The organism is Ralstonia sp. 110700041-2 (genome assembly GCF_056280165.1).
The window spans coordinates 158,013-179,422 of record NZ_JBSFAI010000008.1 but is presented as its reverse complement, the minus strand read 5'-3'; the positions used below and the strand labels follow the sequence as shown (position 1 = coordinate 179,422).

15 protein-coding genes are annotated in these 21,410 nt (G+C 64.5%); 12 read left to right on the top strand and 3 right to left on the bottom strand.

The features are described from left to right. The first annotated feature begins 4 nt into the window (after window positions 1-4). From ACUXH0_RS13995 to ACUXH0_RS13970, 6 genes are all read left to right on the top strand, one after another. Window positions 5-1,051: an alpha/beta fold hydrolase gene (locus ACUXH0_RS13995; protein WP_012435444.1), complete on the top strand. Its 1,047-nt coding sequence runs from the start codon at window positions 5-7 to the stop codon at window positions 1,049-1,051. 250 nt (window positions 1,052-1,301) lie between these two features. Beyond that, a complete protein-coding gene (gene smc / locus ACUXH0_RS13990) occupies window positions 1,302-4,817 on the top strand; it encodes a chromosome segregation protein SMC (RefSeq protein WP_012435445.1) in 3,516 nt (1,171 codons plus the stop codon). Then, window positions 4,818-6,032, top strand: coding sequence for a cell division protein ZipA C-terminal FtsZ-binding domain-containing protein (locus ACUXH0_RS13985; RefSeq protein ID WP_012435446.1), 1,215 nt, complete (start codon window positions 4,818-4,820; stop codon window positions 6,030-6,032). It begins immediately after the preceding gene. A 10-nt stretch (window positions 6,033-6,042) separates the two neighbouring features. Further along, on the top strand, window positions 6,043-8,496 hold the full coding sequence (gene ligA, locus ACUXH0_RS13980; protein ID WP_182594125.1) for an NAD-dependent DNA ligase LigA: 2,454 nt from the start codon (window positions 6,043-6,045) through the stop codon (window positions 8,494-8,496). Beyond that, window positions 8,493-9,026, top strand: coding sequence for a peptide deformylase (gene def / locus ACUXH0_RS13975; protein WP_004626657.1), 534 nt, complete (start codon window positions 8,493-8,495; stop codon window positions 9,024-9,026). Before ligA ends, def begins: the two co-directional genes overlap by 4 nt. A 68-nt stretch (window positions 9,027-9,094) precedes the next feature. Then, window positions 9,095-10,216, top strand: a complete 1,122-nt coding sequence (locus tag ACUXH0_RS13970; RefSeq protein WP_012435448.1) for an alpha/beta fold hydrolase — start codon at window positions 9,095-9,097, stop codon at window positions 10,214-10,216. A gap of 75 nt (window positions 10,217-10,291) precedes the next feature. Here ACUXH0_RS13970 and ACUXH0_RS13965 read toward each other — a convergent pair whose 3' ends face one another. The 3 genes from ACUXH0_RS13965 to map all read right to left on the bottom strand — a co-directional run bounded on the left by ACUXH0_RS13965 (window position 10,292) and on the right by map (window position 15,831). Further along, complete coding sequence (locus tag ACUXH0_RS13965; RefSeq protein WP_012435449.1) at window positions 10,292-12,316, bottom strand: pseudouridine synthase; 2,025 nt, start codon at window positions 12,314-12,316, stop codon at window positions 10,292-10,294. Further along, complete coding sequence (locus ACUXH0_RS13960; RefSeq protein ID WP_012435450.1) at window positions 12,300-14,888, bottom strand: [protein-PII] uridylyltransferase; 2,589 nt, start codon at window positions 14,886-14,888, stop codon at window positions 12,300-12,302. The genes ACUXH0_RS13965 and ACUXH0_RS13960 overlap by 17 nt, the downstream gene beginning before the upstream one ends. A 118-nt stretch (window positions 14,889-15,006) precedes the next feature. Further along, complete coding sequence (gene map / locus ACUXH0_RS13955) at window positions 15,007-15,831, bottom strand: type I methionyl aminopeptidase (RefSeq protein ID WP_012435451.1); 825 nt, start codon at window positions 15,829-15,831, stop codon at window positions 15,007-15,009. A 304-nt stretch (window positions 15,832-16,135) separates the two neighbouring features. On the opposite strand from map, the gene rpsB reads away from it, so the two are divergent. The 6 genes from rpsB (at window position 16,136) to ACUXH0_RS13925 (ending at window position 21,402) form a co-directional block, all read left to right on the top strand. Next, the gene (gene rpsB, locus ACUXH0_RS13950; protein WP_004626667.1) at window positions 16,136-16,879 is read left to right on the top strand and encodes a 30S ribosomal protein S2; all 744 of its coding nucleotides are present in this window, start codon (window positions 16,136-16,138) and stop codon (window positions 16,877-16,879) included. Window positions 16,880-17,132: 253 nt separating this feature from the next. Next, the gene (gene tsf, locus ACUXH0_RS13945) at window positions 17,133-18,011 is read left to right on the top strand and encodes a translation elongation factor Ts (RefSeq protein WP_004626669.1); all 879 of its coding nucleotides are present in this window, start codon (window positions 17,133-17,135) and stop codon (window positions 18,009-18,011) included. A gap of 292 nt (window positions 18,012-18,303) precedes the next feature. After that, complete coding sequence (gene pyrH, locus ACUXH0_RS13940) at window positions 18,304-19,014, top strand: UMP kinase (RefSeq protein WP_009238238.1); 711 nt, start codon at window positions 18,304-18,306, stop codon at window positions 19,012-19,014. Window positions 19,015-19,190: 176 nt separating this feature from the next. After that, window positions 19,191-19,751 (top strand): ribosome recycling factor, encoded by a 561-nt coding sequence (gene frr / locus ACUXH0_RS13935; RefSeq protein ID WP_004626673.1) that lies wholly within the window; start codon window positions 19,191-19,193, stop codon window positions 19,749-19,751. A 52-nt stretch (window positions 19,752-19,803) separates the two neighbouring features. Then, complete coding sequence (gene uppS, locus ACUXH0_RS13930) at window positions 19,804-20,580, top strand: polyprenyl diphosphate synthase (protein ID WP_182594126.1); 777 nt, start codon at window positions 19,804-19,806, stop codon at window positions 20,578-20,580. Window positions 20,581-20,583: 3 nt separating this feature from the next. Then, window positions 20,584-21,402, top strand: a complete 819-nt coding sequence (locus ACUXH0_RS13925) for a phosphatidate cytidylyltransferase (RefSeq protein ID WP_182594127.1) — start codon at window positions 20,584-20,586, stop codon at window positions 21,400-21,402. The last annotated feature ends 8 nt before the right edge of the window (window positions 21,403-21,410 follow it).

The window sequence follows — 21,410 nt, the reverse complement described above, 5'->3', positions numbered from 1 at the left end:
GCCGATGTGGCTTCGTTCGATTTTCATCGCGCTGACGTTTGCGCTCTCGACGTTCGCAACGGCCCCGCACGCCGCTTCCGCAGAGACAGGCCCCGCGTATGGCCCGCGCCTGGAAGGCTTCGATTACCCGGCGCCGGTCAAGCTCTTCAAGTTCGAGTCGCAGGGCAACGCGCTGGAGATGGCGTATCTGGACGTCGCGCCCAAGCAGCCCAACGGCCAGGTGGCGGTGCTGCTGCACGGCAAGAACTTCTGCGCGGCCACCTGGGAAGGCACGATCGCCGCACTGACCGGTGCCGGCTACCGCGTGATCGCCCCGGATCAGATCGGCTTCTGCAAATCGAGCAAGCCGCGCGCGTATCAGTACACGTTCCAGCAACTGGCGAGCAATACGCATGCGCTGCTGGCGTCGCTTGGGATCGGGCAGGCCATCCTGATCGGCCATTCGACGGGCGGCATGCTGGCGGCGCGTTACGCGCTGATGTATCCGAACGCGGTGTCGCGGCTGGTGATGATCAACCCGATCGGCCTGGAAGACTGGAAGGCCGAGGGCGTGCCGTCCATGACGGTCGACCAGTGGTTCGCGCGTGAAAAGCAAACCACCGCCGAGCGCATCCGTGCCTATGAGCAGTCCACGTACTACGCCGGGCAATGGCGCGCGCAATACGAACCGTGGGTGCAGATGCTGGCCGGCATGTACCGCGGCCCGGGGCGCGATCTGGTGGCGTGGAATTCCGCGCTGCTGTACGACATGATCTATACGCAGCCTGTCGTCTATGAGTTTGGCCAGTTGCGCCCGTGGACGCTGCTGCTCATCGGTCAGAAAGACACCACCGCCATCGGCAAGGACGCCGCACCGCCGGAAGCGCGGGCACAGCTGGGGCATTACCCCGAACTTGGCCGTGCAGCCGCCAAGGCTATCCCGCGCGCGACGTTGGTGGAATTCCCGGATGCGGGCCATGCGCCACAAATCCAGGATCCTGATGCGCTGCACCATGCGCTGCTCGGATGGCTGGCCACGGCGGAGCCTTCGCGCACACGCCGGCCGGACTGACGCCGTTTGTCATGAAGGTGAAACTGCTTACAAATCCGCAGCAATTTCGCCTCCCGCGCTGCAAATTTCGTCCATTTTTGTAGCGATTTGATTGGCGGGAGGCTAGGGTGCGAATGGTATGATGGCGCCATCCGCGCCCCTGGGCGTCCCTTGTCAGTCCGCGCCGCACGGCGTTGGTGTGATGACAAAGGCGCGCTCCTGGGGCGCCCGCTTTATCCCCCTTTTCTGATCCCCTCGAGACGAACACAACGTGCGCCTCTCTTCGATCAAGCTCGCAGGCTTCAAGTCTTTCGTCGATCCGACCAATTTCCATGTTCCGGGCCAGCTTGTCGGCATCGTCGGCCCGAACGGTTGCGGTAAATCCAACATCATCGACGCCGTGCGCTGGGTGCTCGGCGAATCACGCGCCGCGGAACTCCGTGGCGAATCGATGCAGGACGTCATCTTCAACGGCTCGACCCAGCGCAAGCCGGCTGGCCGCGCCAGCGTCGAACTCGTGTTCGACAACGCGGAAGGCCGCGCCGCCGGCCAGTGGAGCCAGTACGCCGAAGTGGCGGTCAAGCGCGTGCTGAGCCGCGATGGCACCTCGTCGTATTTCATCAACAACCAGGCGGTGCGCCGCCGCGACATCCAGGACATCTTCCTCGGCACGGGCCTGGGGCCGCGCGCCTACGCCATCATCGGGCAGGGGATGATCTCGCGCATCATCGAGGCCAAGCCCGATGACATGCGCATCTTCCTGGAAGAAGCCGCGGGCGTGTCGAAGTACAAAGAGCGCCGCCGCGAAACCGAAAACCGTCTGTCCGATACGCGCGAAAACCTCACACGCGTGGAAGACATCCTGCGCGAACTCGGCTCCAATCTCGAAAAGCTTGAGGGCCAGGCCGAAGTCGCGCAGCGCTTCCAGGCGCTGCAGGCCGACGGCGAAGAGAAGCAGCACCTGCTGTGGCTGCTGCGCAAGCGTGAAGCGCAAGGCGAGCAGGAACGCCATCAGCGCGCCATCGAACAGGCGCAGATCGACCTGGAAGCGCAGACCGCGCAGTTGCGCCATATCGAGGCTGAACTCGAAACGATGCGCGTTGCGCATTACGCCTCGTCCGATGCGATGCACGCCGCGCAGGGCGCGCTCTACGAAGCCAACTCCGAAGTCAGCCGTCTGGAAGCCGAGATCCGCTACGTGGTGGAATCGCGCAACCGCATCCAGCAGCAGATCGCCACGCTGACCGCGCAGCAGGAGCAGTGGCATACGCAGGGCGATCAGGCGCAGGAAGACCTTGCCGCGGCCGAGGAAGAGTTGGCCATGGCCGAGGAGCGTGCCGCGCAGGCCGCCGAAGACGTCGCGCGCAAAGCCGACGAACTGCCCGGCATGGAGGCGCAATGGCGGGACGCGCAGACCGCGCTGAACGATCAGCGCGCCGCGATCCTGCAGTCGGAACAGGCGCTCAAGCTCGAAGCCGCGCACCAGCGCAATGCCGACCAGGCCCTGCTGCAGCTTGAGCAGCGCCGCGAACGTCTGACGCAGGAGTCCTCCGGCCTCGACAAGCCGGATGACGTGCAACTCGAAACGCTGCGTGCCGAACTGGCTGAGCAGGAAGAAGTGTTGGCCGAAGCGCAGGCCGCGCTGGAAGACGCCGAGACACAGGTGCCGCAGCTCGACGAGGCACGCCGTGCCGCGCAAGACCGCGTGCAATCGGAAGCCGCCGCCATTGCCAGCCTGGAAGCCCGCCTTGCCGCGCTCAAGCAACTGCAGGAGAACGTGCAGACCGACGGCAAGGTCCAGCCGTGGCTGGCCAAGCATGAACTGAGCGAGCTGCCGCGCTTCTGGAAGAAGCTGCAGATCGAGCAGGGCTGGGAGCCCGCGCTCGAAGCGGTGCTGCGTGAAAAGCTTGGCGCGCTCGAAGTCTCCAACCTCGATTGGATCAAGGCGTTTGCGGCTGACGCGCCGCCCGCCAAGCTCGCCTTCTATGCGCCGCCGCCTGCAGCGCGTCCGGTGGAAGCGCCGGCGGGGCTGCGTCCGCTGATGTCGCTGGTGCAAGTGACGGAGCCGGGCATTCGTGCCGTGCTGCAAGACTGGCTGGCCGACGTCTATGTCGCCGACGACATGCAGGCCGCGCTCGCCGCGCGTCAGACGCTGCCGGAAGGCGGCACGTTCGTCATCAAGGCCGGGCACTTGATTGGCCGGTCGTCGGTGCAGTTGTACGCGCCTGATTCCGAGCAGGCCGGCATGCTGGCGCGTGCGCAGGAAATCGAAAACCTGCACAAACAGGTGCGTGCGCAGATGCTGTTGGCCGACGAGGCTAAGAGCGCTGCCGTGCGCGCCGAAGCGGCGTACAGCCAGGCCAGCCAAAACCTCACGCAGGTGCGGGCCCGCGCCGAGCAGGCCACGCGCCGCGTGCACGTGCTGCAGATGGACGTGCTCAAGCTGTCGCAAGCGATGGAGCGCTACAACGCGCGCAGCGGCCAGATCGACAGCGAGCTGGAAGAGATTCGCGCGCAGATCGAAGAGCAGCGTGCCATCCGTGCCGAGTCCGAAGCGGCCTTCGAACAGCACGATGCGGCACTCGCCGATATGCAGGCGCGCTTTGAAGACAGCCAGCAGGCGTTCGAGGCGCTCGAAGTTCGCCTGAGCGATGCGCGCAACGCCTTGCGCGACCAGGAGCGCGGCGCACAGGAAGCCCACTTTGCCGAGCGCAATCTGCAGAACCGCATTGCCGAACTGAAGCGCAACATCCAGGTGGCGAGCGATCAGGCGCAGCAGATCGTGCTGACGCTGGAGAACGCGCGCGCAGAGTTGGAGACCATCAACGAGCAGACCGCGCATACCGGTTTGCAGGAAGCGCTGGAGCGCCGTGCCGAGAAGGAAGAAAAGCTCGGGTTGGCGCGCATGGAACTGGATGCACTCACCGCACAACTGCGCACGCACGACGAGCAACGCCTGAGCGCCGAGCGCGGCCAGCAACCACTGCGCGATCGTATTACCGAGCTGCAGTTGAAGGAGCAGGCCGCGCGCCTGAACCAGGAGCAGTTCACCGAGCAGCTCACCGCTGCCAACGTGGACGAGGCCGTCCTGGCCGAACGCCTGACCGGCGACCTGAAGCCTTCGTACCTGCAAGGTGAAGTCACGCGCATCAACAACGCCATCAACGCGCTCGGCCCGGTCAACATGGCCGCGCTCGACGAGCTGGCGGCGGCGCGCGAGCGCAAGGGCTTCCTGGATGCGCAATCGGCCGATTTGACCGACGCCATCACCACGCTGGAAGATGCCATCCGCAAGATCGATCAGGAAACGCGCGCGCTGCTCCAAGGCACGTTCGACCAGGTCAACTATCACTTTGGCGAGCTGTTCCCGACGCTGTTCGGCGGCGGCCAGGCCAAGCTGATGATGACCGGCGAGGAGATTCTCGACGCGGGCGTGCAGGTGATGGCGCAGCCGCCGGGCAAGAAGAACTCGACCATTCACCTGCTGTCGGGCGGCGAGAAAGCGCTGACCGCGATTGCGCTGGTGTTTGCGATGTTCCAGCTGAACCCGGCCCCGTTTTGTTTGCTCGACGAGGTGGACGCGCCGCTGGACGACGCCAACACCGAGCGCTACGCCAACATGGTCAAGCGCATGTCCGACAAGACCCAATTCGTTTTTATTTCTCACAACAAGATTGCGATGGAAATGGCGCAACAGCTCATCGGTGTGACCATGCAGGAACAAGGTGTGTCCCGGATCGTGGCGGTGGATATGGATGCCGCGCTGACCATGGCGGAGGCTGCATAAATGCAGGACAACAACCTGGTGATGGCCCTGCTGGGCGCCGGCGTGGTGTTTGTGCTGGTGATCGTTGTGTACAACCAGTGGCAGATCCGCAAGGCGCGAGGCCCCGAGGCGTACAACCCGCCCGTCGACGAGACACCGCGCGGCGACGGTTGGACCGAGCGCGCCGAACCGGCCCTCGGTGGCGAGCGCGACGAAATCAACCGCGTCGAACCGCGTCTCGAGCCCGGTTTCTCGGCGAAGACGCACACGCCCGCCACGGGCAGCGCCGAAACCGAAGCCGGCGTGATTGGCGCCGAACTCACACCCTCGGGCGACGATGCCGCGCTCGAAGCCGCCGAGGCCGGAGAGATTGCCGAACCCGCCCCGGGTTCGCTGGAGCCGGCCAATGGCGTGATCGATCCGCTGATCGACTGCATCGTGCCGCTGCACCCGGATCGAGAAGTGTCGGGCGACCGTCTGCTGCCGTCGCTCGCCAAGCTGCGCCGCGCAGGCACCAAGCAGATCCACGTGGAAGGCTTGAACCCCGCCGCCAATGCGTGGGAAGCCATCCGCGCCGGGCAGCGCTACCTGGACGTGCAGGTGGCCGTGCAACTGGCCAATCGCACGGGCCCGCTGAATGCGCTGGAGTTCTCGGAATTCATCAACGCGATCGATCCGCTGTCGGAGGCGGCAGATGCCGTGCCGGAACTGCCGGACATGAACGAGACGATTTCCAACGCGCGCGAACTCGACGCGTTTGCCGCCGAGTGCGATGTGCAATTGGGCGTGAGCGTGATCTCCGACGGCGCCCCATGGTCGGCAGCATACGTGCAGACGGTGGCCACGCAAGACGGCCTCGTGCTCTCGCGTGACGGCACGCGCTTCACGCGCTTCCATGCGGGGGGCGACGGTGTGCAGCGCGCACTGTTCACGCTGCAGTTTGGCGACACCAATTTCCTGCGCGATGACCTGACCATCAAGGCCGGCCGACAGATCACGCTGTTGCTCGATGTGCCGGTGGCGGAAGAGTCGAGCAAGCCGTTCAAGCTGGTGTGCGAATACGCCTACACGCTGTCGCAGCGCATGGGTGCGCAGGTCGTGGATGACAACCTGCGTCCGCTGACGGAGCAATCGTTCGTCGCCATCCAGAAGCATCTGCGGGTGCTGTATGACAAGCTCGAATCGCGCGGCATCCCGGCCGGTTCCAGCACCGCGGTGCGCCTGTTCAGCCACTGACGGACGCACGATGAGCAAGACTGCAGAACCCGCGTCCGGACCGCCCTCAAAAGACCGGCCCGAGGCGCGGGCAGCCTGGCTGCGCGCCGAGCTGAACCGCTACGCCCACGAGTACTACGTGCTCGACCAGCCCAGTGTGCCCGACGTTGAATACGACCGGCTCTATCGCGAGCTGGAAGCGCTGGAAACCGAACACCCCGAGCTGAAGACACCCGATTCGCCCACGCTGCGGGTCGGTGGCGCTGTCCTGCCCGAATTTGCGGCGGTCAGGCATGTCATCCCGATGCTGTCGATCCGCACCGAGACCGACACCACCGCAAACGGCGCGCGCGCGTTCGACGCCAGCGTAAGGCGCGAGCTGGGCCTTGATGACACCGATCCGCCCGTGGAATACGCCGCCGAGCTGAAGTTCGATGGCCTGGCGATCAACCTGCGTTACGAGCGTGGTTATCTCGTGCAGGCGGCCACGCGCGGCGACGGCACCACCGGCGAAGACGTCACGCAGAACATCCGCACGATCCGCCAGATTCCGCTGGGGCTGTCGCCAGTTGATGGCCACGTGCCCGACGTGCTGGAAGTGCGCGGCGAGGTCTACATGCGCCGCGACGACTTCGAGAAGCTCAACGCCCGCCAGCGAGAGCGCGGTGACAAGACCTTCGTCAACCCGCGCAATACCGCAGCCGGTGCCGTCCGCCAGCTCGATCCTAAGATGGCTGCCGAGCGCCCGCTGTCGTTCTTCGCCTATGGGCTGGGCGAAGTGGCCGGCTGGAAGGGCATGCCCGGCACGCATTCCAGCATGCTCGACGTGCTGCAGGCGTTCGGTTTCCCGGTCAGTAATGAACGCGCGGCTGTGGCGGGCGGTGAAGGCCTGGTCAGATTCCATGAGGCCATCCGGGCCAAGCGCGACAGCTTGCCGTTCGACATCGACGGCGTCGTCTACAAGGTCAACTCGCTCGCGTTGCAGCGTGAACTCGGCTTTCGCTCACGTGAGCCGCGCTGGGCGGTTGCGCACAAATATCCGGCGCAGGAAGCGCTGACCACGGTCGAATCTATTGACGTGCAAGTCGGCCGAACGGGCGCCATCACGCCGGTGGCGCGGCTGGTGCCGGTGTTTGTTGGCGGGGTAACGGTCACCAATGCGACGCTGCACAACGAAGACGAAGTGCGCCGCAAAGATGTACGCGTGGGCGACACCGTGATCGTGCGGCGCGCGGGCGACGTGATTCCCGAGGTGGTGAGTGTGGTGCTTGATCGCCGCCCACTGGATGACGTCCCGGGCAGCGACTTGTTCAATCCGCAGCAGCAGCCCAAGTACCCGCCATTCGAACTGCCGAAGACGTGCCCGGTTTGCGGCTCGCACGTCGTGCGCGAAGAGGGTGAGGCGGTGGCCCGTTGCTCCGGCGGCCTGTTCTGCTCGGCGCAGCGCAAGGAGGCGATCCGCCACTTTGCCGGTCGCCGCATGATGGACATCGAAGGCCTGGGCGAGCGTTACATCGACAACCTGGTCGAGTTGGACTACGTGCACGGCATTGCCGACCTGTACAAGCTCACGCTCGAAGATTTTCTGGAGATGAAGCGCCGTGCGGACGAACGTGATGGCGTGACGCCCGAGACGGTTTCCGCAGGCAAGATCGCCACCAAGTGGGCCGAGAATCTGCTGGAGGGCATCCAGGCCAGCAAGACGCCGCCGCTGGCGCGCTTCCTGTTTGCGCTGGGCATTCGCCACGTGGGCGAGTCGACCGCCAAGACGCTTGCCGACTGGCTCGGCAGCCTGGCCATGATCCGGCGTGCGCCTGCGCCGCTGCTGCTGGCGCTGCCCGATGTGGGTGCCACGGTGGCTGAAGCCATCGCCGATTTCTTTGCCGAGCCGAAGAACCAGCAGGCGCTCGATGCGCTGCTCGAAGCCGGTGTTGCACCGCAAGGCGAGCATGCGCCCAACGCGAAGCTGCGCGAGAAGCTGGAGCCGGCCGAACTGTACGCCACGCTGGGCGTGCCCAAGCTGACCGCCACGCGCGCAAAGCAATTGGCCGTGGCAGCGCCAACGCTTGCCCAGTTGGCCAGCGTTGAGCCCGATCAGTTGGCTGGCCTGCCTGCGGATGTGACTGCATCGCTGCTTGAATGGCTCGCCTCGCACGACCATCGCGCGCAACTGGCGAAGCTCGACGCGCTGCGCGGCGAGTTGCTCGCTGCCATGCCTGCTGAGGCCGCCGAAGAAGGCGTGCTGGACGGCAAGACGGTCGTTTTGACCGGCACATTGCCGAACCTCACGCGTGACGAAACCAAGGCCATGCTGGAAGCGGCAGGCGCCAAGGTATCGGGTTCGGTGTCGAAAAAGACCGACTACGTTGTCGCCGGAGAAGATGCCGGCAGCAAGCTCGCCAAAGCCGAAGAATTGAACGTGAAGGTTCTGGACGAAGCGGGTATGCTCGCGCTGTTAAAAAAACCGGCGGGAGACCAGGCATGATCCGAAACATCCTCAAGATGGGCGACAGCCGGCTGCTGCGCGTTGCCAAGCCGGTCGAGCGTTTCCACACGCCCGAACTGACTGCCCTGATCGAAGACATGTTCGACACCATGGATGCGGCGCGCGGTGCCGGTCTGGCAGCCCCGCAGATCGGCGTGGATCTACAGGTCGTCATCTTCGGGTTCGATCGTAACGACCGGTATCCGGATGCACCGGCCGTGCCGAAGACGGTGTTGATCAACCCCACCATCGAGCCGCTGTCGGACGAGATGGAAGAGGGCTGGGAAGGATGCCTCTCGGTACCCGGCCTGCGCGGTGTGGTGCCGCGCTACACGCGCCTGCGCTATACCGGCTTCGACCAGCACGGCCACGCCATCGACCGTATTGCCGAGGGCTTCCACGCGCGCGTCGTCCAGCACGAATGCGATCACCTGCAGGGCGTGCTGTATCCCATGCGCGTGAAGGACTTCACCCGCTTCGGCTTTACCGAAGTGCTGTTCCCGGAATTGCCCGCCAATCACGACGACTGATCGAGACTGCGGCAGCGTCGCATCTGCGGGGGCGGGTGGACGCGTGTTTCATCCACCACGGAGACGATATGAGGCGAGATGGTTTGAGGGGCTGGCGCCGGCTGGCGCTTGGTGTGGCCATGACGGCGATGCTGGGGGTGGCGGCGTGCGCGGGGCCGCAGGCACCGGAAACGCCGGCGGCCGCACCGGTTGCCCAGAAGGCTCAGAGCCCAGTCTGGCAACGCGTGCGTCTGGGTACGGATGCGGTGGCCTACGATTTCCCTGTCTATGCAAACCATCCGCTTGATGGCGACCTGAGCGGCATCCGCGAAGTCGTATTCGTTCAGCACGGCCTGCAGCGCAACGGAAACGACTACTACACCGCTGGCGCCGATCTGCTCCAGGCCAGCGGCCGCAATCCCGACGAGGTCCTGCTGATTGCCCCGAACTTTCCCGGCACGCCCGATGAGGGCAAGGGTTTCGACGGCATGCCCGTGTGGTCGGTGGACGGCTGGATCGGGGGCTTCAACGCCACCAACGCACCCTACACGGACCTGAGTTCGCTCAAGGTGCTGGATGACCTGATCGGCTACGTGACCGACCCGGCACGCGCGCCCAACGTCAAGCGCGTAACGGTGGCAGGCCACTCGGGCGGTGGCCAGATCGTGCAACGCTACGCTGTGCTCAACAACGTCGACGAGGTGATCCGCAAGCGCGGCATCGACCTGCGCTACGTGGTCGCCAACCCCTCGTCATATCTGTATTTCACGCCGGAGCGTCCGAGCGGCAAGGGCTTTGCGCGCTACAGCACCAGCGTCTGCCCCGACTACGATCACTACAAGTACGGCATGGTCGACATGGTTCCGTATGCCGCCGGCAAGACCGGCCGCCAGCTGTTCAACCGCTACGCGCAGCGCCACGTGACGTACCTTGCCGGCACGAGCGACAACGATCCGAACCACCGCGTGCTCGACAAGCTGTGCGGTGCCGAGGCCGAAGGCCCGACGCGCGTGGATCGCGCACGCAACTACTGGCGCTACGAGCGCCACATGGCGGGACGCAAGCGCGTCAATCACCAGGCGCACGAAGTGGTTGGCGTAGGCCACGACCAGGCGAAGATGTTCGGCTCGCGCTGCGGCGCGCAAGCTGTGTTCGGCATGCCTGCATCGGCCAACACCGCGGGTGCAGCTTGTCAGGCGCCGCATCTGTAATGTAGACAGCGGGCACAAAAAAACCGGTCAGCGTGCAATGCGTTGACCGGTTCTTTCTTTGTGGCAGAGGCTGCCTCAGAATTTCTCGAACGGCCCCAGGAAGCGCCACTGACCGACCGGCAGGTCGCCCAGCACGATGCTGCCCATGCGGATGCGCTTGAGGCCCACCACCTCCAGTCCCACCTGTTCGCACATGCGGCGGATCTGGCGCTTCTTGCCTTCGCGCAGCACGAAGCGCAGCTGCTCTTCGTTCTGCCAACTCACCTTCGCGGGCTTGAGTGCTTCGCCGTCGAGCGACAGGCCAAAGCGCAGCTTCTCCATCAGCTCTTCCGGGAAGACCTTGGAGATGTCGCGCTCGACCACGCCGTCCGGCGAATGCCATACCACGCGCACCAGGTATTCCTTCTCGACCGTCGAATCCTCGCCGATCAGGTGGCGCGCCACACGGCCGTCCTGCGTCAACACCAGTAAGCCGGTGGAGTCGATATCCAGTCGACCGGCCGGCGCCAACGCCCTGCGCTGCCACGGCGCGAAGCGCTTGCGCGTGGGGTCGGCTTCCCACTGGTTTTCCGGCACGAACAGCGAAACCGCCGGCTGATAGCCGTCTTCCGCCTGGCCTGACACATAGCCGACCGGCTTGTGCATCAGCACGGTGACGCGCTCGCCTTGCTCGGATCTCGCAGCTTGATGGATCTCGATGATCGCATCCGGCTTGACGCGCGAACCCAGTTCGGTGACGGGCTCGCCGTCCACCAGCACCCAGCCGCGCGGAATCCATTCATCGGCCTCCCGGCGCGAGCACAGCCCCAGTTCGGACATGCGCTTGGACAGACGGACCAGTCCGCTCGATTCGGTCTGCTGCGCCGGGCGCGGTGCCTGCTCCTCGGCGTGACGCGGAGCGCGTTCCTCACGCTCGCGCTCGGGCCGTTGCGGACGTGCCGGACGATCATCGAAGCGACGCGGTGGTCGGTCGTTGTCAAAACGACGCGGAGGGCGTTCGTCATCGAAGCGACGCGGAGCCCGGTCATCGCCATAGCGCCGCGGCGGCCGTTGCTCGTCGTCGAATCGGCGCGGCGGGCGTTCATCGTCAAAGCGTCGTGGAGGCCGCTGGTCGCCATCGCGACGCGGCGCGCGTTGATCGTCGCCATAGCGGCGCGGGCGTTCGTCATCGAAACGACGGGGCGGACGTTGGTCGTCGCTGAACCGGCGCGGGGGGCGTTCGTCGTCAAGGCGGCGCGGCGGACGTTGGTCGCCATCACGACGCGGTGCGCGTTGATCGTCGCCATAGCGGCGCGGGCGCTCGTCATCGAAACGACGGGGCGGGCGCTGATCGTCACCGAACTTGCGCGGGGGGCGCTCTTCGTCGAAGCGGCGCGGTGGCCGCTGCTCGTCATTGAACCGGCGTGGCGGGCGCTCTTCGTCAAAGCGTCGCGGAGGGCGTTGGTCGCCATCACGACGCGGCGCGCGTTGATCGTCGCCATAGCGGCGTGGGCGCTCCTCATCGAAACGACGAGGCGGCCGTTGGTCGTCGCTGAACCGGCGCGGCGGGCGCTCATCGTCAAAGCGTCTCGGGGGACGGTCGTTGTCGAACCTGCGCGGCGGACGCTCGTCGTCGAACCGGCGAGGTGGGCGATCTTCGAAACGTCGCGGCGGACGCTCGTCGTCGGAGCGGCGGGGCGGTCGTTGCTCTTCGTTGAATCGACGCGGCGGGCGCTCATCATCAAAGCGTCGCGGCGGGCGATCGCCTTGCATGCGGCGCGGCTTGGCTTCGCGCGTCTGGCCGTCGTCGTCGCGGCGCGGGGGGCGCGCGGGGCGCGGCGGCTTACCGGCGCCTTCTTCCGGTTTGGGCCGGCGCTGCGATGGGCGCAGCGGCTGGCGCTCGCGGTTCAGGTCGGATGAGCGCAGCGGCTTGCCGGTGGTGGAGCGTACGGCATTGCCTTCGTCGTCGCGGCGCACGCCGAGCGTGGCGCGCTTGCCCGGGCGGGTGGCGCGCTGAGTCGGGTCGCTGGCGCGGTGCTTGTCGTCGTCGCCCGGAAAATCATCGGAATCGGTAGTCATGAATCTAGACCGGTAAGGCTGGCGCTCAGATGGCGAGCGCATCAAGCAGCTCGCTTTCAAGTTCGAGCTGCAGTTTGTTGTCCTGGGTCAGGCGCGTGCCGTCGACCAGGAAGATGTCTTCCACGCGCTCGCCAAGCGTGTTGATGCGCGCGGTGTGTACCGACACGCGGCGGTGTGCGAGCACGCGGGCAATGGCGTAGAGCAGACCGGTGCGGTCGGTCGCGGAAATGGAGAGCAGGTAATACTGGCCGCGCTCGTCCGCCCGCAGGTCGACGCGCGGTTTGATCGGGAAGCTGCGCGACTGGCGCGAGATGCGCCCCCGCGGCGGCTCCGGCAGGGCGGTTTCGCGCGAGATCTGTTCGGCCAGTTCGTGTTCGACCAGCGTGATGATGTCGCGGTAATGCCCGGGCTCCACAAGGCCGCTGCTGGGGTCGGCCACCTGGAAGGTGTCGAGCGCGTAGCCGTGTTTGGTGGTGTGGATCTTGGCGTCCAGGATCGTCAGGCTCTTGCGTTCGAAGTAGCCGCAGATGCGCGCAAAAAGATCGGGCCGATCCGGCGAGTACACAGCCACCTGCAAGCCCACGCCCGCCGGTGAAATGCGTGCGCGCACGATCGGGATCGTCGTGTCGACACGGTTGTAGAAGTGCCGCGTGAACCAGGCGATATCGCGCGCGTCGTGGCGCAGGAACACGCCCACGTCGAGCTGTTTCCACAGCGCCTCGTGCGCGGTGTCGTCCAGCGCGGCCAGGCGCAGCAGCGCGCGCGCTTCTTCCTTGCGGCCTTCGAGCACGGCGTGCGGGTCGGTGGTGGCACCGCCGAGCACTCGCAGCGTCATGCGATACAGGTCTTCCAGCAGCTTGCCCTTCCAGGCGTTCCACACCTTTGGGCTGGTGCCGCGGATGTCGGCAACGGTCAGCAGATACAGCGCGGTCAGCCGGCGTTCGGTACCGACCAGATCAGCGAAATGGCGGATGACTTCGGGATCGCCCAGGTCCTGCTTCTGCGCGACCTGGCTCATGGTCAGGTGGTGTTCGACCAGCCAGACGATCAGGTCGGCGTCTTCCTTGGCGATGCCGTGTTCCTTGCAGAAGCGGCGTGCGTCGGACATGCCGAGCACGGAGTGGTCACCGCCGCGCCCCTTCGCAATGTCATGGAACAGCGCCGCCACGGTCAGCACCCACGGCTTGTCGAAGTTCGCCATCAACTGGCTGCAGAACGGGAACTCGTGCGTGTGCTCGACGATGGCGAAGCGGCGGATGTTGCGCACCACCATCAGGATGTGCTGATCGACCGTGTAGACGTGGAACAGGTCATGCTGCATCTGCCCGACGATGCGACGGAAGTTGACCAGGTAGCGGCCGAGCACGCTGGTCTGGTTCATCAGGCGCAGCGCGTGCGTGATGCCCTGCGGCTGCTGCAGGATCGACAGGAACAGCGCGCGATTAGCCGGATCCTTGCGCCATTTGGCGTCCATCAACGTCCGGGCGTTGTAGAGCGCCCGCAGCGTGCTGGCTGCCAGTCCCTTGATGCCGCGCGTCTGCTCGTACAGCAGGAACGTTTCAAGAATGGCCGTCGGCTCGCGCTGGTAGAGATCGGCGTCGGCAATTTCGAGCATGCCTTGGCGCTCGACAAAACGATCGTTGATCTTGCGTGTGATACCCAGCTCGCTCGGAAACAGCCGCGCCTCGATGTTCTGCAGCACCACGGTATTGAGCTGTGTGACTGCCTTGGCTACCCAGTAATAGCGGCGCATGAGTTGTTCGCTCGCGCGCTTGGCGGTGGTCGGGCGGTAACCGAACGATTCGGCCAGCTGCGTCTGCAGGTCGAACACCAACACGTCCTGACGACGCCCGGCCAGCAGGTGCAGACGCGCACGCACGGTTTTGAGCAGGCGCTCGTTGCTCACCAGTTCCTGTGCTTCACGGCGTGTGAGCAGGCCGTTGGCAAGCAACTCGTTCCAGCTGGAACCGAAACCTGCCGCGCGCGTCATCCACAGAATCACCTGCAGGTCGCGCAGACCACCGGGGCTTTCCTTGCAGTTCGGCTCGAGCGAATACGGCGTGTCCTGGTACTTGGCATGCCTCTGGCGCATCTCCAGCAGTTTCGACTGGAAGAAATCTGCGGCGTCCAGATGGCCTTGATAGTGCGTCTCGAACGTGCGGTACAAACCTTCGTCGCCCGTCAGCAGACGCGCTTCCAGCAGCGACGTGCGTACTGTTACGTCTTGTGCGGCTTCCTTGATGCACTCGTCAACCGTGCGCACCGAGGAGCCGATGTCCAACCCCATGTCCCAGCAGCGGCCGATGAAGGCCTCCAGCCGGGCCTCCAAGGCTTTGTCTGCGGTGCCTGGCAGCAACAGGAGGATGTCCACATCGGAATGCGGAAACAGCTCGCCGCGCCCGTAGCCGCCCACGGCAATCAGCGCGCAGGTGGGGGGCATCTGCTCTTCCTGCCAGAGACGCACGAGCGCACGGTCCACCGCGCGTGCCAGCTTGGTCACGAGCTGCTGAACGTTGGCGTGCTGGTCGAACTGCGCGAACAGGTGCGCGCGCTCAGTTTTCAGGGCGTCGCGCGGATGGGCTTCTTCGGCAGGAGCGGCGGCAGCAGAGGGCATGAGTGGAGCGTGAATGAAACAGCGACCGGAATGAGCCGGTCGCTGCAGGGGTTGAGCCGGTGCGGGGCGAGATCAGCGTGACATTGCTGCCGCTGACGGTGCGGCTCGCCCGTTAGGATCAGGCCGTGGCCGGAGCGCCTTCGTGTACGAATTCCGGTGCCGGTGGCGTCAAGGCGGACACGGTCAGCACTTCGTGGCCAGTCTCCGTCACCAGAAGCGTGTGTTCCCACTGCGCCGACAGGCTGCGATCACGCGTCTTGACGGTCCACTGGTCGGGCATCGTGCGGATGTCGCGCTTGCCCGCGTTGATCATCGGTTCAATCGTGAAGATCATGCCGGCCTTCAGTTCCATCCCGGTACCCGGGCGGCCGTAGTGCAGGATCTGCGGATCTTCGTGGAATTTCTTGCCGATGCCGTGGCCGCAATATTCGCGCACCACGCTGTAGCCGGCGGCTTCGGCGTGCTGCTGGATCACGTGGCCGATGTCGCCCAGGCGCGCGCCCGGACGCACGGCCGCAATGCCCTTCCACATGCATTCGAACGTGACCTGCGTCAGGCGTTTGGCCAGGATCGACCCTTCGCCGACGACGAAGGTGCGGCTGGTGTCGCCGTAATAGCCTTCCTTGGTGATGACGGTGATGTCGAGGTTGACGATGTCGCCGCTTTTGAGCACCTTGTCGCCCGGAATGCCGTGGCAGATCACGTCGTTGACCGACGAGCAGATCGATGCCGGGAAGGGCGGATAGCCCGGCGGGGCATAGTTCAATGGCGCCGGCACAGTGCCTTGCACGTCACGCATGTAGGCGTGGCACAGCTCGTTCAGCTTGCCCGTGGTCACGCCGGGCGTCACGAACGGCGTGATGTAATCCAGGACTTCGGACGCGAGCCGGCAGGCGACGCGCATGTGCGCAATGTCTTCGGCAGTGTGAATGGTAACGGCCATGCTGTGACTCTTTCTGCACGCAAGCGCGCGAAGCGCCGCGTCGTGGCTAAAGTGTGAATTATCGCACCAAAGCGCCCGGGCCGGGGTTTTCGGGCGCTCGGCGCCAGCCTCGGGCCGTTTGTCGCGAAGGCTCGGAAGGCCTTGAGTCGATTGGGTTTTTGCCGCTATAATCGCTGGCTAAGCAGTTGCCGGTCATGTGGCCGGTGGCGCTTGAAATCGCGAGCCGCTTCACCGCGGGTGTTTTTCGTATCGCATGCGAAAGATGTCTGAGGCGGCTTTAGACCTAACCCGACTGGAGAATTTCATGTCCGTGACCATGCGCGAAATGCTGGAAGCCGGTGTCCACTTTGGCCACCAGACCCGCTTCTGGAACCCCAAGATGGCCCCCTTCATCTTCGGCCATCGCAACAAGATTCACATCATCAACCTGGAAAAGACGCTGCCGATGTACCAGGACGCACTGAAGTACGTGCGCCAACTGGCAGCCAACCGGGGCACCATCCTGTTCGTCGGCACGAAGCGCCAATCGCGTGAGATCCTGGCTGAAGAAGCGGCTCGCGCAGGTATGCCGTTCGTTGACAGCCGCTGGCTCGGCGGCATGCTGACCAACTTCAAGACGGTCAAGACCTCGATCAAGCGCCTGAAGGACATGGAAGTCGCCAAGGAAGCCGGCGCGACCGAAACCATGAGCAAGAAGGAAGCGCTGATGTTCGAACGCGAAATGGACAAGCTGGTGAAGTCCATTGGCGGCATCAAGGACATGGGCGGCATTCCAGACGCCATCTTCGTGGTGGACGTTGGCTACCACAAGATTGCCGTGACCGAAGCCGCCAAGCTGGGCATTCCGGTGATCGGCGTGGTTGACACAAACCACTCGCCGGAAGGCATCGACTACGTCATCCCGGGTAACGACGACTCGAGCAAGGCTGTTGCTCTGTACGTGCGCGGCGTGGCCGACGCGATCCTGGAAGGCCGCGCCAACGCGGTCCAGGAAGTGGTTGAAGCCGCTCGCGGCGGTGATGACTTCGTCGAAGTCCAAGAAGGCTAAACACAAGAAGGCGGGCGCCCGCAGCTTGATCGTGCGGGACGCGTGCCAGGCCGCACCTGATGGAGCAGATCAGGGCTGATGGCCAGACAGGGGCGCGTAACAAACGCCCCTTTTTTTTGAAATTTGTCATGCGGATGCCCCACGCGCGTCGTATTTCGTGGGGCGGCCGGATGGAAACCGGACGACAGGCCGGCGCGAGGCGAGGAAGGATCCGCACGCGACCGGACGACGATCTGAAACAAGGAGCATGAGAATGGCGGCAATTACCGCAAGCATGGTTGCAGAGCTGCGCGCAAAGACCGACGCGCCGATGATGGAATGCAAGAAGGCCCTGACCGAAGCCGAAGGCAACCTGGAAAAGGCTGAAGAGATCCTGCGCGTGAAGCTGGGCAACAAGGCGGGCAAGGCTTCCAGCCGCGTCACCGCTGAAGGCGTGGTCGCAGCGTTCGTCGAGGGCACCACGGGCGCCCTGGTCGAAGTGAACTGCGAAACCGACTTCGTCTCGAAGAACGACGATTTCCTGGCTTTCACCAACGAGGTTGCCAAGCTGATCGCTCAGAAGAACCCGGCTGACGTGGCTGCCCTGTCGGCCCTGTCGATCGGCGATGAAACGGTCGAAGCCGTGCGCACCCGCCTGATCGGCAAGATCGGCGAGAACATGACGATCCGCCGCTTCCAGCGTTTCGAAGGCACGCAGCTGACTTCGTATCTGCACGGCACGCGCATTGGCGTGATGGTGGCATTCGAAGGCAACGAAGTGGCGGCTAAGGACGCTGCAATGCAGGCTGCCGCCATGAAGCCGGTGTCGCTGTCGGCTGACGACGTGCCGGCCGAACTGGTCGCCAAGGAGCGCAGCGTTGCTGAGCAGAAGGCTGCTGAATCGGGCAAGCCGGCTGAAATCGTTGCCAAGATGGTGGAAGGCAGCGTGCAGAAGTACCTGAAGGAAGTGTCGCTGCTGAACCAGCCGTTCGTGAAGAACGACAAGCAGACCGTTGAGCAGATGCTCAAGGCCGCCAACACGACCGTGAAGGCTTTCACGCTGTACGTGGTGGGCGAGGGCATCGAGAAGAAGCAAGACGACTTCGCTGCTGAAGTGGCTGCCCAGGTGGCCGCTGCCAAGCAACAGGCGTAATGCTGCGACGGCCGCTTCCGATGGTGCGGCGATTCGCCCTCCGGCGCAGGCCGGGAGGCGTCGTTTCCACCATTGGCGCAGCCGTATAATGCCGAACAAACAGGGCACCGAAAGGTGCCCTGTTTGCAGGTGCAGCCTGCTTGCGCGGGCATCGTTGGTGAATGTCCCGAAGGCTTCCGCGCAAGAAGGTTGCGGGATGTGCGAAGTCCCCGCTTTGCACGTCGTTATCATATCCGCAGCGTCATTTCCCCCTTTCCTGTTTCCCGTACCAGGAATCGTCACGAGGATCTCCATGCCTGCCTATAAGCGCGTTCTACTCAAACTTTCCGGCGAAGCCCTGATGGGCGACGATGCCTTCGGCATCAACCGCAGCACCATCGAAGGGATGGTCAACGATATCGCCGAAATCGTGAAGCTGGGCGTGCAGGTGGCAGTGGTGATCGGCGGCGGCAACATCTTCCGCGGTGTCGCGGGGGGTGCCGCCGGCATGGATCGCGCCACGGCCGATTACATGGGCATGCTGGCCACCATGATGAACGCGCTTGCTCTGCAGGACGCCATGCGTCACGCCAATCTCGAAGGCCGTGTGCAATCGGCGCTGCGCCTGGACCAAGTGGTCGAGCCGTACATCCGCCCCCGTGCGATCCGCCAGTTGGAAGAGGGCAAGATCGTGATTTTCGCGGCCGGCACCGGCAACCCGTTCTTCACGACCGACACCGCCGCCGCGCTGCGGGGCTCGGAAATCGGCGCCGAGATCGTCCTCAAGGCCACCAAGGTGGACGGTGTCTATACCGCTGATCCAAAGAAGGACCCGAGCGCCACCCGCTACACCACCATCACGTTCGATGAAGCCATTTCGCGCAACCTGCAGGTGATGGACGCGACCGCTTTCGCACTGTGCCGCGACCAGAAGCTGCCGATCAAGGTGTTCTCCATTCAGAAGCCCGGCGCGCTCAAGCGCGTGATCCTGGGTGAAGACGAAGGCACGCTGGTGCACGTCTGAAGCCAGCAGCAAGCCTCGTTGCAGGCGCCTTTTTTGCCGTTCGCTGACCCTGCGTAAATGGCGTTGGCGAGCGGCTTCCATGTAAAATCGCCTATTGTCTTTTTGGTCTTGCCGGTGTCCTGTGTCGTTTTCCGGGGCGCAAGTTCGGCAGACCGCCGTTATCGTTCGGAGGAAGTATGAGCGTCGCCGATGTCAAAAAGAATGCCGAGCAGAAGATGCAGAAGTCGATTGAGGCTCTGAAGACGGATCTGGCCAAGATCCGTACTGGCCGTGCCCACACCGGTCTGCTCGATCACGTGCAAGTCGACTACTACGGCTCGATGGTGCCGATCAGCCAGGTTGCCAACGTGACCCTGGTGGATGCACGCACGATTGGCGTGCAACCGTGGGAAAAGAAGATGGTGCAAGCCGTCGAGAAGGCCATCCGTGAAGCGGACCTCGGCCTGAATCCCGCCACCATGGGCGACATCATTCGCGTGCCGACGCCTGCGCTGACCGAAGAGCGCCGCAAGGAGCTGACCAAGGTAGTGAAGGGCGAGGGCGAAGATGCCAAGGTCGCCGTGCGCAACCTGCGCCGCGATGCCAACGAACAGCTCAAGAAGCTGGTGAAGGACAAGGCCATCTCGGAAGACGACGAGCGTCGCGGCGGAGACGAGGTTCAGAAGCTGACCGACAAGTTCGTCGCCGAGATCGACAAGCTGGTCGCCGAGAAAGACAAGGAAATCATGACGGTGTAAGGCCGTCTCCCGCCGCCGGCGCATTGGGCGCATGCGGTGGGAAGCCCGATTCATGCATATCAGTTCCACACTGGCGGTGCCCGACACCGCCGATACGCCGCGCCACGTTGCCGTCATCATGGACGGTAACGGCCGCTGGGCCACCGAACGGCATCTGCCGCGCGTGGCCGGGCATAGCCGCGGCCTCGACGCCGTGCGTGCAACCGTTGAAGCGGCGGCACGCCGAGGCGTCGGTTACCTGACGCTGTTTGCGTTCAGCTCCGAAAACTGGCGTCGTCCGGCCGAGGAAGTCACCTTCCTCATGAAGCTGTTCATGACGGCGCTGCGCCGCGAGGTCAGCAAGCTGCACGACAACGGCATCCGCTTGCGCGTGGTGGGCGATCTGTCTGCGTTCAGCCCGCGCATCCAGCTCTTGATTCGCGAAGCTGAGGCCAAGACGGCTGCCAATCCCGGTCTGACCGTCACGATCCTCGCCAACTACGGCGGGCGCTGGGACATCCTGCAAGCCATGCGCGCCTTGTTGACGGCAAAGCCCGGCATTGCACCCGACGCCATCACCGAAGAGATGCTCGCGCCGTACATGGCGCTGTCCTACGCGCCGGAGCCGGATTTGTTCATCCGCACCGGTGGCGAGCAACGCATCAGCAACTTTCTGCTCTGGCAGCTTGCGTATTCCGAGCTGTACTTCACCGATCGCTACTGGCCCGATTTCGATGCCTCAGAACTCGATCGCGCCTTTGCGTGGTATCGCAACCGCGAGCGCCGCTTCGGCCGCACAAGCGCGCAGCTCGAGCCCGATGTTCCCCCCGCGCTATCCGCCGGAGCCTGACACATGCTGCTGACTCGCGTCATTACCGCTGTCTGCCTGCTGATTGTCATCCTGCCCATTCTGTTCTTTGCGCCGCCCGCCGGCCTGGCCGGGCTCGTGACGGTGGTTGCAGCCCTCGCCGCGTGGGAGTGGGGGCGTCTCGTGCGCCTGCCGGGCTGGTGGGGGCCGGTTGTCTATGCGATCGTTGTCGTCATGCTGACGATCGCCTGGCACGACATTCCCGTTCGCGGTGATGTGCAGCCGCTGTTCCATGGCGCAGTCGTCGCATGGGTGATCGCCTGGGCGCTGCTCGCCGGTGGCGTGCGCGAGCTGCACGACACGCGCAAAATCGTTTTCACGTTGCTTGGTTTGGTGATGCTGCCGGCGTTCGTGCATGGGGCTATTGAATTGCGCACGCACGGCGTCGCCTTCCTGCTGTCGGTGGCGGTGCTCGTGTGGGCGGCCGATGTGGGTGCCTATTTTGTCGGCAAGGCCATGGGTCGCCGCAAGCTGGCACCGACCATCAGCCCAGGCAAATCGTGGGAAGGGGCGATCGGCGGTGCCGTGCTCGTTGCAGTGATCGCCACCGTGGCCGGCATCACGCATTGGTTTGCGCCGACGTGGTTCTCGCACGAGTTTGATCAGCGCGGTGCGGTTGCAGCCCTGGCGCTGACCATCTTGCTGGTGGCCGCAAGCGTCGGCGGCGATTTGTTTGAATCCCTGCTCAAGCGTCAGGTCGGCATGAAAGACAGCAGCCGCCTGTTGCCCGGCCACGGCGGTGTGCTCGATCGTATCGACGCACTGCTGCCAGTGTTTCCGCTGGCTGCGCTGCTGATTTCCTGAGGCGTCTG

Excerpts from the sequence above, each read along its gene's own strand:
- uppS (WP_182594126.1), top strand. The coding sequence starts at position 19,804 with ATGCATATCAGTTCCACACTGGCGGTGCCCGACACCGCCGATACGCCG.
- def (WP_004626657.1), top strand. The coding sequence starts at position 8,493 with ATGATCCGAAACATCCTCAAGATGGGCGACAGCCGGCTGCTGCGCGTT.
- map (WP_012435451.1), bottom strand. The coding sequence starts at position 15,831 with ATGGCCGTTACCATTCACACTGCCGAAGACATTGCGCACATGCGCGTC.
- pyrH (WP_009238238.1), top strand. The coding sequence starts at position 18,304 with ATGCCTGCCTATAAGCGCGTTCTACTCAAACTTTCCGGCGAAGCCCTG.
- tsf (WP_004626669.1), top strand. The coding sequence starts at position 17,133 with ATGGCGGCAATTACCGCAAGCATGGTTGCAGAGCTGCGCGCAAAGACC.
- ACUXH0_RS13995 (WP_012435444.1), top strand. The coding sequence starts at position 5 with ATGTGGCTTCGTTCGATTTTCATCGCGCTGACGTTTGCGCTCTCGACG.
- ACUXH0_RS13965 (WP_012435449.1), bottom strand. The coding sequence starts at position 12,316 with ATGCGCTCGCCATCTGAGCGCCAGCCTTACCGGTCTAGATTCATGACT.
- rpsB (WP_004626667.1), top strand. The coding sequence starts at position 16,136 with ATGTCCGTGACCATGCGCGAAATGCTGGAAGCCGGTGTCCACTTTGGC.
- ACUXH0_RS13985 (WP_012435446.1), top strand. The coding sequence starts at position 4,818 with ATGCAGGACAACAACCTGGTGATGGCCCTGCTGGGCGCCGGCGTGGTG.
- ligA (WP_182594125.1), top strand. The coding sequence starts at position 6,043 with ATGAGCAAGACTGCAGAACCCGCGTCCGGACCGCCCTCAAAAGACCGG.
- ACUXH0_RS13960 (WP_012435450.1), bottom strand. The coding sequence starts at position 14,888 with ATGCCCTCTGCTGCCGCCGCTCCTGCCGAAGAAGCCCATCCGCGCGAC.
- ACUXH0_RS13970 (WP_012435448.1), top strand. The coding sequence starts at position 9,095 with ATGAGGCGAGATGGTTTGAGGGGCTGGCGCCGGCTGGCGCTTGGTGTG.
- frr (WP_004626673.1), top strand. The coding sequence starts at position 19,191 with ATGAGCGTCGCCGATGTCAAAAAGAATGCCGAGCAGAAGATGCAGAAG.
- ACUXH0_RS13925 (WP_182594127.1), top strand. The coding sequence starts at position 20,584 with ATGCTGCTGACTCGCGTCATTACCGCTGTCTGCCTGCTGATTGTCATC.